We start from the raw sequence: 12,531 nt of genomic DNA, 5'->3' as shown, positions 1-12,531 counted from the left end.
AAAGGTGATCACCCATGTTCACTCGACGGAAGTTCCTCGCCGCCGGCAGCGCGGCACTCGGCACCACCCTGGCCCTCGGCGCGTGCTCGAGCGGAGGCGGTGACGAGCCGGTGGATGTCAGCGACGTCAGCGCCGGCTCGATGCCCGACTACGGCGTGGGCACCACCTTCACGGCCTCGGAGCCCTTCGACCTGGGGCTGATGTACAGCGACAACCCGGCCTATCCGTACCGCAAGGACTGGCTGTTCTGGGAGGAGATCACCCAGCGCACGAACGTGACCCTCAAGCCCACCGTGATCCCCATGTCCGACTACGAGCAGAAGCGATCGCTCCTGGTCAGCGCCGGGGACGCGCCGTACATCATCCCGAAGACCTATCCGGGCCAGGAGACCGCCTTCGTGGCCGCCGGCGCGATCCTGCCCATCAGCGACTACGTCGACCAGATGCCCAACTACATGGACAAGGTCACCCGGTGGAAGCTCGAGTCGGACATCGAGCGGCTCAAGCAGCAGGACGGCAAGTACTACGTGCTGCCGGGCCTGCACGAGGAGGTCTGGCCGGACTACACCCTCGCCTACCGCGTGGACATCCTCGAGGAGCTCGGCCTCGAGGAGCCGACCACCTGGGACGAGCTCGCCGACGTCTACCGCAAGGTGCGCGAGGCGCATCCGGACATGTGGCCGCTCTCGGACCGCTTCGCCGGCGCCAACCTCCTGGGCCTCGTGGCCGCGACTTACGGGGTCTCCGCGGGCTGGGGCTTCGGCGACGGCGTGGTGCGCTCGGAGGAGGGCTCCGACGAGCTCGTCTTCGGCCCCCAGCAGGACGCCTTCCTCGCGATGCTCGAGTGGTTCTCCACCGGCGTCGAGGAGAAGCTCATCGACACCGAGGGCTTCACGCAGGACGACGACGCCGCGCTGCGGAAGTTCGTCACCGGCAAGTCCTTCTCGATCTCGACCAACTCGCAGACGATCATCGACTGCCGCAAGGGCCTGGACGAGGAGCTCGGCAAGGGCAGGGCCGTGGTGAAGAAGATGCTCCTGCCCGGCGGCCCGCTCGGTGCGGTGATGGGCGGCTCCCGCCTCGAGAACGGCGTCATGTTCAACGCCCAGATGGCCGAGGACGACAAGTTCCTGGCCATGCTCCAGTTCATCGACTGGCTCTGGTACTCCGACGAGGGCCAGGAGTTCTCCAAGTGGGGCGTCGAGGGTGTCACGTACGAGCGCGAGGGGGACAAGCGCGTGCCGGCGAAGGACGTGACCTTCCTGGGCCTGAACCCCGACGGGGCCAAGGACCTCCGCACCGACTTCGGCTTCTCCGGCGGCGTCTTCTCCTACGGGGGCACGACGGATCTGCTGCGCTCGACGATGAACGAGGAGGAGGTCGACTGGCAGGAGCGCACGGCGAAGACCCACGAGGCCCTCGAGCCGCTGCCCCCGTACCCGATGGACGAGATCCAGCGGGAGGAGGCGACCCTGGTCGCGACCCCGCTGAAGGACTTCGTGGACCAGGGCACGCTGAAGTTCGTCACGGGTCAGCGCGACGTGGGGGAGTGGGACGCCTTCGCGACCGAGTGCGACGACAACGGCGCCTCGAAGTACATGGACATCGTCCGCGAGGCGCAGAAGGCCTTCGCCGGCTGATGCCCCGGCCCCGGTGACCCGTCCTCCGCGGCGGCGCCGGGGCCTCCCCGCGAGGAGGACGGAGAGAGCCATGAGCACGACCAGCACGCAGAGCACGACGAGCACGCAGAGCACGCAGGGCGCGTCCCGCACGCAGGGTCCGACGTGCAGCGCGGCCCCGGCACCGGTCGAGGAGCGGGTGAGCGCCCCTGATCACCACGAGCGCGGGATCTGGCGCGCCACCGTCGTCGTCTACAACCTCGGCCTGCTCGGCGCGGGCCTCGCCGCCGGCGGCGCGCTGCCGCTCGCCGCCCTCGTGCTCACCGCGGGGACCCTGCTCGGCCTCGCATTGCTCCCGCTGCTGGCCGGGGTGGTCGGCGCCCTCCTCATCGGAGCCCTCCACGCCGTGCACGGGCAGGACCTCACCCAGGACATGCGACCGCTGCGGCGCCTGGTGCGCGGGGTGCGCCAGTCCCTCCGACAGGCTGCCGCGCTGTGGGTGCCCGTCGGCGTCCTGGCGGCGCTGCTGCTGGGCGCGGCCGTCCTGCAGGGACGGACCGGGCCGGACGCCGTCGGCGCGATCCTGCTCGCGGTCGTCGCCGTGGTCGCGCTGATCGGAAGCGTCGTCGCCGCGCGGTTCACGGCGGGCGGCGGTGCGCTGTGGCGCTGCGCCCTCGGGTCCGTCGGCGTCTCGGGGCGCGGCGTGCTCGGCATCGTGCTGGTGGCCCTCGCCGCCCTGCTCCAGGTCGCCGTCATCGGCGAATGGGTGCTGCTGTTCGCGGCCGCTCCGCTCGTGGTGCTGCTCGACCGCTCCGCCGCGCCGCTGCTCACCGCCCTCGAGAAGGGCGGGGCATCGGCGTGAGAGTCGGGGCGTGTTCGCCGGCCGGTCACCGGGCGGCGGCGATCACCGGGCGGCGGCCGGGCTCACCAGCGTGCGCGCAGCCAGCCCAGCTGGCGGCGCTGCTGGGTGGCCCCGCCGCCCTCGTGGCCGTTGTACGGGTAGACGTTGATCTCCCGCTCCGGATCGGTGCCGGTCGCGCTGCCGTAGAGGTTGTAGGCGGCGAACACCGTCGACGGCGGGCAGATCATGTCGCGCAGCGCCACGGAGAACAGGGCGGGCGCGGTCGCGCGACGCCCCAGGTGCAGGGCGTCGACGTAGGCGAGCGTGGCGAAGGTCTGCTCCTCGAGGTCCCGGTGGACCGCCAGGTAGCGGACGATCTCCTGGTACGGATCGGCGTCGGTGATGTCCACCGCCCGACGCATGTGGGTCAGGAACGGGACGTCGGTGAGGAGGGCGTCGACATCCGGGACGAGACCCGCCGTCCCCAGGGCGAGCCCGCCGCCCTGGCTGCCGCCGGTGACCGCCACCCGGCCGTCGGCCCCGGGCAGCTCCCGCGCGGCGTCCACGGCGCGGGCCGCGTCGGTGAGCAGACGGGTGAGATAGGAGGTGTGCGGGGACTCGATGCCGCGGGTCATCACGCCCGGCGCGGCCGGTCCCGAGCCGGCGGGATCGGCGGTGTGGCCGCCCGCGCCCCAGCCCGAGCCCTGTCCGCGCGTGTCCATCAGCAGATGCCCGTAGCCCGCCGAGGCCCAGGCCAGACGCTCGTGCGGCTCGCCGCGGCCGCCGCCGTAGCCGAGGTACTCGACGACCACGGGCAGCTCGTCCCCGCCGCCGGCCGGGCGGTTGTACCAGGCCCGCACCGGGGTGCCGTCATGGCCGGCGAAGGTGACGTCCCAGGTGTCCACGAGCGCCAGGCCGTTGTCCGCCCGATCGATCTCGAGGATCGGTGCGGAGGCCTCACGGGACCGGGAGAGAGTGCCCTCCCAGAACTCGGCGAGGTCCGCCGGCTCCTCGAGGGACGGCCGGTACTCCCGCAGGGCATCGAGGGACAGGTCGAACAGCGCCATGCGGGGGCCTCCACGGTGAGCGCCGAGGGGTGTGAGCTCCCGCTCCCGGCGAGCGAAACTGCCATGAAATACTACTGAAAGTTGAGTTCTGATTTAGGCTACGAGGGGTGACGATGTCGGTCAAGAGCGAATCTCGCGCGTGCGCCCCGGAGCGCACCCCGAGATCGCCGGGCATCGTCGACCGGCCACTGGACAGCGAAGAGGTGAGGACATGGCGCAGAGCGACGGGCGCAGCGAACGCGTCACGCTGAAGGAGGTCGCGGAGAAGGCCGGGGTCTCCCTGGCGACCGCATCCAAGGTGATGAACGGACGCGCCGACGTGCGCCAGTCCACGCGGGAGACGGTCGCCCAGGCCGCCCGCGATCTCGGCTATCAGCCCAAGCGGCGCGAGAGCGACAAGCGGCGCACCGCCCTGATCCACTTCGACACCCTCACCAGCCCGTACTCCCTGCAGGTGCTCGAGGGTGCCGAGCAGGCCGCCCACCGCGCCGACGTCGATCTGATCGTGGTCAGCGGCGACCAGACCTCCGCCGGGCTCTCCCGGGCCTGGATGGCCGAGGTCGCCTCCCGGGGCGTCGAGGGCGTGGTCCTGGTGACCACCCCGATCGGTGCCCGTCACGCGCGCTGGAGCCGGGACCTCGCCCTGCCGCTGATCGCGATCGACCCGGTCTCCATCGACCCGGACGTCCAGGGCATCGTCACGATCTCGGCCACCAACTGGGAGGGCGGCGGGACCGCCGTCCAGCACCTGCTGGACCTCGGCCACCGCCGCATCGGCGTGCTCGCCGGCCCGGCGGACTCCGTCCCCGCGCGCCAGCGCCTCCAGGGCTACCACTCGGCGCTCGGCTCCGTCGGCGTGCAGTGGGAGCAGGACCTCATCGAGCACGGGAACTTCTCCTACGAGGCGGGCCAGGCCGGCGCGGAGCGCCTGCTGCAGCTGCCCGAGCCGCCCACCGCGATCTTCGCCGTCGCGGACACCCTGGCGGTCGGGGCCCTGCGCGCCGCCCGTCAGCTGGGCGTCGAGGTGCCGGAGCAGCTCAGCGTGGTCAGCTTCGACGACACGATGATCGCGCAGTGGACCCATCCCCAGCTCACCGCGGTGCGCCAGCCGCTGTTCTCGATGGGCCAGGTCGCGATCGAGCGTCTGCTCGCGCTCTCCTCCGACCCGGGCCTGTTCGCCCATCCCTTCAAGCTCGAGACCGTGCTCATCGAGCGCGAGTCGACGGCCCCGAAGGAGGAGCAGGGCTCCTGAGCTCCGGGGCCGTCGGCCTCCGTCGGCCCGTGCTCAGGACTTGTCGACGAACCGGTCGCGGGCGCCGTTGATCAGCTCCACGTAGTTCGGCAGGCCGGAGGCCTCCAGCTCGCCGAGGAAGGCGTCCCACTCACCGATGTCCCGCTGGCCGAGGATGAACTGCAGGGTCGCGGTGTCCACGGCGTCCTTCAGCGGGGTGGCCATCAGCGAGGCCTGCTCGAGCTCCGCCTCCTCGAGCGGGGCGGGGGACCACGGCGGCATCGGCTCGAGGTTCGTCAGGACCCCGTCGATGTACTCGGTGAACTCGGCGGAGTTGTAGGACTCCTTGAGCTGCCGGGACTCGGTGGCCTCGGAGAGGAAGGTCGAGAACCCGAGGTCCTTGTTGATGTCGGTGCCCTTGCCGGTGTTCAGGTCGAAGGAGTCCAGCGAGTAGCCCTTCGCGAGGGTGATGGCGCCGTCCTCCGCCGTCGTGTAGGTCTCGCCCTCGATGCCCCAGCGCAGCATCTCGCGGGCCTGCGGGGCGTAGTACAGCCAGTCCAGGAACTGGAGGACGGCCAGGAAGTTCTCGGACTCGGCGATCGTCGAGCTGAGCATGAAGCCGTGCCAGAAGTTCCGCGGCCCCATGATGTTCCCGCCCGGCCCGGCGGGCGGCGGGATCAGCTGCAGCTCGTAGTTCCCGGCGCCGACGGTCTGGTCCAGGGCCTGGGCGAACTCGATCAGGGTGCCGGAGGAGCCGGAGGCGGCGAAGCAGGTCTCCTGCGCGAACTTCTCGGCGACCCCGCCCGCGCCGCTGCCGTCGTTCGCGGCGGTCAGCGTCTCGGGATCCAGCAGGCCGTCGGCGACCAGGGCGCGGTAGTACTCCACCATGCCCTTGTACTCGTCGGTGGTCGCCGCGTAGCGCAGCGGGTCGCCGTCCTGGCCGCCGATCATGCCGTCGCCGAAGCCCCAGCCGGCCCGAGTGTTGAAGGCGTAGCCGCCGTAGTTGATCAGGGACTGGCCCTCGAAGCCGTCCGCCAGGGGGAGCGAGTCCGGGTAGGTCTCCTTGATCGCCTGGAGGCCCTCGTGGACCTCCTCCCAGGTGCCGGGGATGCCCACGCCCGCCTTCTCCCACACGTCCTTTCGGATGATCAGGGAGAACGAGGGGACCCAGACCTCCTGCAGGCCCGGCAGCATGTAGTACTTGCCGTCGGCCTGCTTGAGGTTCTCCACCATGTCGGTGAGGTCCCACTCCTCGACGTACTTGCGGAAGTTGGGCATGTGCTCGACGTAGTCGCTCATCGGGAGGATCGCGCCGGAGGAGACGAAGGGGGTCTCGTCGCCGCGGTAGATCAGGGGGATGATCGTGGGCGCGTCGCCGGCGCTGATCAGCAGGCTGCGCTTCTCGACGTTGTCGCTGAAGGGGACGTGCGTGAGCTCGAGCTCGACGCCGGTCAGCTCCTTGATGTGGTCGAAGACCTTCCAGGTCTCCGTGACCGGCTGCTCGGGCCAGTCCGTCCAGAGGATCGAGATCTTCAGCGGCTCGGTGGCCGTGAACTGCTGATCCGCCTCGAAGCCGTCCATGGCACCGACGTCCTGTGAGCCGGCGTCGACCTCCGCGTCGGAGGAGCTGCCGCATGAGGCGAGGGTGAGGGCGCCGAAGGTCGCCGCGGTGAGGCCCACGAAGGTGCGCCGGTCGGTCAGGGGTGAGAGGGCGTTGAGCATCAGTGGCTCCTGAAGGAGAAGAGATCGGAACTGCGGAACGCCGTGAGGGACGGAGCCTCCGTCGCCGCGGGATCACCGGTGAGGCGGCAGCGGGAGGGCTCGGCACGGAGGGGCGGGTCGCGGCGTCCCTGCCGCATCCCACCCCCTCCACCCGAACGGAAAGTTTCTACGAGAACTTTCTATTCGTGGGGTCTGCGGCCAGAGTATGAAATGTCCGACTGGCCGTCAAGCATTCTGTGCAGGCACTCGGTCTACAAGGTTGTAACGATTGTCGATGCAGGTCAAAACGTCGTGCAGCATTCCGGTCGACGGGCGGCGCGATTCTGAAACTCTACGAAATGTTGCGGACCGAATAGGGCGCTCCGCGTCACCGTCGACGTGCGGTTCTCCTGCTCTGCGGGTGCGCCGGGTCGCGAGAACGGTCGCGGACTTTCGTCGTCCCCGCCGCCGGCGGGACGGCCTGCGCGCCGGCGGGACCCGCTCGGCGGCGACGGGGGCGTCTCGGGCGTGTCGGACTCCCGCCCGCGCGATGGCGGCCCGGGTGGGCGGTGCGGGGGAGCTGGGTCAGGCGGAGGTCGAGGCGTTCTGCGCCGTGGCGATCCAGAGGCTCGGGGCGTTGAAGACCGGCTGCAGCGCGGCCCGTGCGGCGCCGCGCAGAGCAGGGTCGGCCTGCCCGTCGGACCGCTCGATGAGCACGGGACCGGACTCGGCCGCGAGAGCGTGCAGCTCGACGGTCCGTCGGATCACCGGCTCGAGCTCGTCCGCGATCGGGGCCAGATAGCCCGAGAGCACCACCGTGGTCATGTCCAGCACGTTCAGGGCGTTCGCGATCGCCAGGCCCAGCGAGCGGCCGATCATGCCGATCACCTCGGCGCGGTCCCGGGTCAGGGCGAGCGCGTCGACCAGGTCCTCGATGAGGATGTCGTCGCTGAGCCCGGCCCGCTCCCGCAGCGCGTGGTAGGAGACGTAGGCCTCGAGGCAGCCGCGTCGGCCGCAGCGGCAGAGGGCGCCGCCGGGCTCGATGACCGTGTGGCCGAACTCCCCGGCCCAGCCGTGCGCCCCGGTGAGCAGTGCGCCGTCGAGCACCACCGCACCGCCGATGCCGGTGGATCCGCGCAGGAAGATGAAGGACTCTCCCGGCCGGTGGTCGATCTCGGTGAGCACCGAGAGGCGGTTGTCGTTCTGCGCCCGCACCGACAGGCCGGCGAGCTCCGGGCGGGCGAGCAGGCGCCCCACCAGCGGCACCTCGTTCCAGTCCAGGTTCGGCGCCGAGAGCACCCGGCCGTCGTCCGGGGCGATGCGGCCGGGGACGGCCACGACCACCTCGACCACCGGCAGGTCGCCGGCCTCGGCGCGCACCCGGCCCACCAGCTCGGCCGCGAGATCGATCGCCTGCTCGGCGGTGTCCGCGGTGACGCGGAGGTACTCGCGGTGGTGGCTCAGCGTCCCGCCGGCCAGGTCGATCCCGAGGCAGGAGACATGGTCCGCCGCGATCTCCAGGCCGATCGCCAGCACCGTGCCGCGGGCCGGGGTCAGCGGCACCATCGGCCGCCCCGCGCCGGCCACGATCGGGACCCCCTCCTCGACCAGGGACGCCCCCAGCAGCTCCTCGACGAGCTTGGAGACGGTGGGCTTGGTCAGGCGCGTGCGCTTGGCGAGCTCCGCCCGGGAGGCGGGGGTCTCCGCGGCGGAGGCCGCCGCGAGCGAGGTGAGGATGGCGGACAGGTTGTGCTCCCGCAGGTGGGTCGACTGCACCTGTGCCCCCTTTGACGGGTCCGGACGGGCGGCGGCGAGGCGCCGTCCCGTCGATCTGTGCCGACAGCTTGGCATGCCAGCGTTAGTTACGGTAACTTACTAACAGCGGCGTACGGAGTCGTACGGCCGAGACCCGACCTAGGAGCTCTTCAGATGACTGCCCCCACCCCCACCCGCGACGACAAGTTCTCCTTCGGCCTGTGGACCACCGGGTGGGAGGCGCGCGACCAGTTCGGTCTCGCCACCCGCCCCCCGCTGGAGCTCAGCGCCCACATCCGCAAGCTCTCCGAGCTCGGCGCCTGGGGCTTCACCTTCCACGACAACGACGTCATCCCCTTCGACGCGACCCCGGCCGAGCGTCAGGCGATCATCGACCAGCTGACGTCCGTCACCGATGAGACCGGCCTGGTCATCGAGATGGTCACCACCGACACCTTCGCCCACCCCGTCTTCAAGGACGGCGCGTTCACCTCCAACGACCGCGACGTGCGCCGCTTCGGCCTGCGCAAGGTGCTGGCCAACGTCGACCTCGCCGCCGAGCTGGGCGCCACCACCTTCGTGATGTGGGGCGGCCGCGAGGGCGCCGAGTACGACGGCTCCAAGGATCTCTTCGCCGCGCTCGAGCGCTACCGCGAGGGCCTGGACACCGTGGCCGGCTACATCAAGGACAAGGGCTACGACCTGCGCATCGGCCTGGAGCCCAAGCCCAACGAGCCCCGCGGCAACATCTTCCTGCCCACCGTGGGCCACGCCCTGGCCTTCATCGAGCAGCTCGAGCACGGTGACATCGTGGGCATCAACCCCGAGACCGGCCACGAGCAGATGGCGACCCTGAACTACACCCACGGCCTCGCCCAGGCGCTGTGGAGCGAGAAGCTCTTCCACATCGACCTCAACGGCCAGCACGGCCCGATGTACGACCAGGACCTGGTGTTCGGCCACGGCGACCTGATCAGCGCCTTCTTCACCGTGGACCTGCTCGAGAACGGCTTCCCGTCGAAGCCCGGCGCCTACGAGGGCGCCCGTCACTTCGACTTCAAGCCCTCGCGCACCGAGCACGAGCAGGGCCAGTACGACTCCGCCGCCGCGAACATGGAGATGTACCTGATGCTCAAGGAGCGCGCCCTCGCGTTCCGTCAGGACTCCGAGGTGCAGGAGGCGCTGACGTACTCCGGCATCGACGAGCTCGCCCAGCCCACCCTCGGCGAGGGCGAGTCCCTCGAGGACCTGCTCAAGGACCGCTCGACCTTCGAGGACTTCGACGCCGACACGGCCGGCGAGCGGAACTTCGGCTTCGTGCGCCTGCAGCAGCTGGCCATGCAGCACCTCCTCGGCTTCCGCGCCTGATCCCGCTGGCCCGCCGCGCCGCACGCCGGTGCGACGGGCCGTTCGGTCGCGCCGGTCCCGGCCATGAACGCCGTTGCGCGCTGTGCTTCCATCGTGGGAAGCCCAGTGCACAACGTCGCACGGGACCCGCACGGCCTCGCCCCGTCCGGTCCCCGTCTCGTCCCTAAGGATCCCCTGATGGCACCTCTCGTCCTCGGCATCGACTCCTCCACCCAGGCCACCAAGGCGCTCCTCGTGGACGCTGACACCGGCGAGGTGCTCGAGGAGCGCCGCGCCGCCCACCCCGACGGCACCGAGGTGGACCCCCGCTCCTGGCTCGCCGCCGTCGACGAGGCCGCCGGCCCCCTGCTCGAGCGCGCCGACGCCGTGGCCGTGGGCGGCCAGCAGCACGGCATGGTGCTGCTCGACGAGCGCGGCGAGGTGGTGCGCGACGCCCTGCTGTGGAACGACACCCGCTCCGCCCCGCAGGCCGCGGCGCTCATCGAGGAGATGGGCGGCCCCGAGGCCAGCGTCGCCGAGATCGGCAGCCTGATGGTCGCCTCCTTCACCGCCTCGAAGCTGCGCTGGGTGCGGGACGAGGAGCCCCAGAACGCACAGCGCGCCGCGAGCGTGCTGCTGCCCCACGACTACGTCTCCCTCCACCTCGCCGAGCAGGGCACCACGGCCTTCACCGATCGCGGTGACGCCTCCGGCACCGCCTACTACTCCACCGCCTCCGAGGGGTGGAAGCCCGAGCTGGTCGAGCTGGCGCTCGGCAAGGGCCTGGAGCTGCCGCGGCTGCCGGGCACACCTCAGGAGGTCATGGCCCGCACCGCGGGAGGCGCCGCGATCGCGGCCGGGACCGGCGACAACATGGGCGCGGCGCTCGGCCTCTCGCAGGGCGAGGGGGACGTCTCCGTCTCGATCGGCACCTCCGGCGTGTGCGCGATGGTGAGCCCCACCAAGCCCGACGACGCCACCGGCACCGTCACCGGCTTCGCCGACGCGACCGGGCGCTTCCTGCCCATGACCACCACCATCAACGCCGCCCGCATCCTCGAGGCGGGCCGCACGCTGCTCGGCGTCTCCCATGAGGAGATGGCGCAGCTGGCGCTCGCCAGCGTGCCCGGCGCGCACGGCGTGACGCTGCTGCCCTACTTCGACGGCGAGCGCACCCCGAACCGTCCCGATGCCCGCGCGACCCTGACCGGCATGAGCACCTCCACCACCCGGGAGGACGTGGCCCGCGCCTACATCGAGGGGCTGCTGTGCTCCCTGGCCGACGGCATCGCCGCGCTCGAGGAGCGCACCGGCACGGCCGCCGCCCGCATCACCCTGATCGGCGGCGGCGCCCGCAGCGAGGCCGTCCAGCAGCTGGCCCCGGCGATCTTCGGCCGCGAGGTCATCCTCGCCCCGCCCGCCGAGTACGTGGCCCTCGGCGCCGCGCGTCAGGCCGCCTGGGCGCTCGCCGGCACCGAGGAGCCGCCCGCCTGGGAGCTCACCGGGTCGAAGACCGTCGGCGGCGACGGGACGCCCGAGGTGCTCGAGGCGTACCGCGCGCTCAAGGAGCGCACCGAGAGCTGGAGCTGACCGCGGGGCGGCGGGCGGCCGCCGCCCGCCGCCCGTCTGCGCCGTCGGCTACTTCGCGCCCACCAGGTGCACCGAGCCGTCGCCGCGGGTGGTGACCCGGGCGGACATCGCCGCGCAGAGGTCGATCCGCTGCCAGGACGAGATCGAGTGCACGCTGAGGTCCAGCGGGTACCCGGAGTCGATCGCGGTCAGCTCGAGCACCTGCAGCCGCTGCGCCTCGGTGAGCGAGGGATGGCTGGTGAGCAGCAGGGATGCGGCGATCCGGGGGACGTCCATCGGGATCTCCGCCGCGCCCACACGGTCGAAGCCGTAGGTCAGGCGCTCGCGGTAGATGCGTCGAGCGTCGTCGGACGTCATCCATGCCTCATCCTTCGCGAGGAAGCGCAGCAGGTCCTCGCCGCAGTCCGCCTGCAGCACCGCGTACAGCTCGGCGCGGGCCTGGAGGAGCAGGGTCCGGAACTCCTCGTCGGCCCAGCGCTTGGCCATCGCGGCCTGGCCCATCATGCGACCGCCGATGACGTCCAGCGGGTAGTGCATGGCCATGACGATGCGGTAGTGGCCGGACTCGGCGGTGCGGGCCAGGATCTGCGGGGCGAGCTCGGGCAGCAGGGTGGCCAGCAGGGTCCCCTGCCAGTAGGCCTGGTTGGTGTGGCCGCTCGGGTAGGAGCCGGAGGTCGAGGAGTAGGCGTCCCCGCCCTCCTTGTCGCGGGGCACGTACTCGTCGGGTGCGACGATGAACGGCCTGTCGTAGTCGAAGAACTCCTTGGAGGGATTGGTCGACTCGCTCTGTGCCCGGCCGCCGTCCTTGTGGATGAGCGCGGTGGTCCGGGGAAGGCGTCCGGCGGCGACGGCCTCCTGGTAGATCGCGCCGAGCCGCTCGCCCAGGGCGTTGCCCATGGTCACGGACATGTCGCCGTACTCGTCGACGATCGCCGCGGCCTCCTCCTCCGCGGTGGCCTCGCGGTTGATCTCCAGGGTGAGGTCGAGGTTGTGGTCGAGCACGTCCTGGTGGTCGCGCTGCAGGGTGAGGAAGCCCGAGAGCAGCGGCACGTAGTCGACCTCGCGGTCCGAGGGGTACGTGGCCTCCAGCACGGCACGGGGGAAGGGCTGCGGGGACTCGACGTCCACCTTGTCCAGGCCCGGGATCTCGTCGCGGCGGCCGTTCCCGTGGCCGCGGCCCGGTCCGTCTGCCGACGCGGTCGCGAGCGGTCCGGCGAGCACCCCGGCCGCGGCGGTCGCGGTGCCGGCCAGGGCGAGGGAGAGCAGGGAGCGCCGTCCCGGCCCGTGCCCACCCGACTCCGTGAGGTCGGGGGCGACAGCGGGGGAGGAGTCCTCGCGAGGAGGCGTGGACAGGGTCATGGGATTCCTTCCGGAGGAGGG

Annotated in this window: 9 protein-coding genes; 5 read left to right on the top strand and 4 right to left on the bottom strand. The window is 71.4% G+C overall.

Annotation, left to right across the window (positions count from 1 at the left end):
• The first annotated feature begins 14 nt into the window (after window positions 1-14).
• Together CFK41_RS16405 and CFK41_RS16400 are read left to right on the top strand one after the other, a co-directional pair.
• Complete coding sequence (locus tag CFK41_RS16405; RefSeq protein ID WP_096800643.1) at window positions 15-1,640, top strand: ABC transporter substrate-binding protein; 1,626 nt, start codon at window positions 15-17, stop codon at window positions 1,638-1,640.
• A gap of 70 nt (window positions 1,641-1,710) precedes the next feature.
• Complete coding sequence (locus tag CFK41_RS16400) at window positions 1,711-2,481, top strand: hypothetical protein (RefSeq protein ID WP_096800642.1); 771 nt, start codon at window positions 1,711-1,713, stop codon at window positions 2,479-2,481.
• Window positions 2,482-2,543: 62 nt separating this feature from the next.
• On the opposite strand, the gene CFK41_RS16395 is transcribed toward CFK41_RS16400, so the two are convergent.
• Complete coding sequence (locus tag CFK41_RS16395; protein WP_096800641.1) at window positions 2,544-3,527, bottom strand: acetylxylan esterase; 984 nt, start codon at window positions 3,525-3,527, stop codon at window positions 2,544-2,546.
• 211 nt (window positions 3,528-3,738) lie between these two features.
• Between CFK41_RS16395 and CFK41_RS16390 the strand changes: the two genes are divergently transcribed.
• Window positions 3,739-4,779 carry a LacI family DNA-binding transcriptional regulator gene (locus CFK41_RS16390; RefSeq protein WP_096800640.1) on the top strand — a complete coding sequence of 347 codons (1,041 nt, stop codon included), beginning with the start codon at window positions 3,739-3,741 and terminating at the stop codon, window positions 4,777-4,779.
• Window positions 4,780-4,812: 33 nt separating this feature from the next.
• On the opposite strand, the gene CFK41_RS16385 is transcribed toward CFK41_RS16390, so the two are convergent.
• Window positions 4,813-6,480 carry an ABC transporter substrate-binding protein gene (locus CFK41_RS16385; RefSeq protein ID WP_096800639.1) on the bottom strand — a complete coding sequence of 556 codons (1,668 nt, stop codon included), beginning with the start codon at window positions 6,478-6,480 and terminating at the stop codon, window positions 4,813-4,815.
• Between the two features lie 564 nt (window positions 6,481-7,044).
• Window positions 7,045-8,235, bottom strand: a complete 1,191-nt coding sequence (locus CFK41_RS16380) for an ROK family protein (RefSeq protein WP_096800638.1) — start codon at window positions 8,233-8,235, stop codon at window positions 7,045-7,047.
• A 153-nt stretch (window positions 8,236-8,388) separates the two neighbouring features.
• On the opposite strand from CFK41_RS16380, the gene xylA reads away from it, so the two are divergent.
• Window positions 8,389-9,582: a xylose isomerase gene (xylA, locus tag CFK41_RS16375; RefSeq protein ID WP_096800637.1), complete on the top strand. Its 1,194-nt coding sequence runs from the start codon at window positions 8,389-8,391 to the stop codon at window positions 9,580-9,582.
• A gap of 177 nt (window positions 9,583-9,759) precedes the next feature.
• Window positions 9,760-11,151 carry a xylulokinase gene (gene xylB / locus CFK41_RS16370; RefSeq protein WP_096800636.1) on the top strand — a complete coding sequence of 464 codons (1,392 nt, stop codon included), beginning with the start codon at window positions 9,760-9,762 and terminating at the stop codon, window positions 11,149-11,151.
• A 48-nt stretch (window positions 11,152-11,199) separates the two neighbouring features.
• Here the strand turns inward: xylB and CFK41_RS16365 are convergent, their stop codons facing one another.
• On the bottom strand, window positions 11,200-12,510 hold the full coding sequence (locus tag CFK41_RS16365; RefSeq protein ID WP_096800635.1) for an acid phosphatase: 1,311 nt from the start codon (window positions 12,508-12,510) through the stop codon (window positions 11,200-11,202).
• Between the last annotated feature and the right edge of the window lie 21 nt (window positions 12,511-12,531).

Origin of the sequence: Brachybacterium ginsengisoli, assembly GCF_002407065.1 — a bacterium.
In the GTDB taxonomy this organism is placed as follows: domain Bacteria; phylum Actinomycetota; class Actinomycetes; order Actinomycetales; family Dermabacteraceae; genus Brachybacterium; species Brachybacterium ginsengisoli.
This window is presented reverse-complemented; position numbering and strand designations above follow the sequence as displayed.

Bases quoted from the DNA above. Each gene is read 5' to 3' on its own strand.
- CFK41_RS16405 (WP_096800643.1), top strand. From the start codon at position 15: ATGTTCACTCGACGGAAGTTCCTCGCCGCCGGCAGCGCGGCACTCGGC.
- CFK41_RS16400 (WP_096800642.1), top strand. From the start codon at position 1,711: ATGAGCACGACCAGCACGCAGAGCACGACGAGCACGCAGAGCACGCAG.
- CFK41_RS16395 (WP_096800641.1), bottom strand. From the start codon at position 3,527: ATGGCGCTGTTCGACCTGTCCCTCGATGCCCTGCGGGAGTACCGGCCG.
- CFK41_RS16390 (WP_096800640.1), top strand. From the start codon at position 3,739: ATGGCGCAGAGCGACGGGCGCAGCGAACGCGTCACGCTGAAGGAGGTC.
- CFK41_RS16385 (WP_096800639.1), bottom strand. From the start codon at position 6,480: ATGCTCAACGCCCTCTCACCCCTGACCGACCGGCGCACCTTCGTGGGC.
- xylA (WP_096800637.1), top strand. From the start codon at position 8,389: ATGACTGCCCCCACCCCCACCCGCGACGACAAGTTCTCCTTCGGCCTG.
- xylB (WP_096800636.1), top strand. From the start codon at position 9,760: ATGGCACCTCTCGTCCTCGGCATCGACTCCTCCACCCAGGCCACCAAG.
- CFK41_RS16365 (WP_096800635.1), bottom strand. From the start codon at position 12,510: ATGACCCTGTCCACGCCTCCTCGCGAGGACTCCTCCCCCGCTGTCGCC.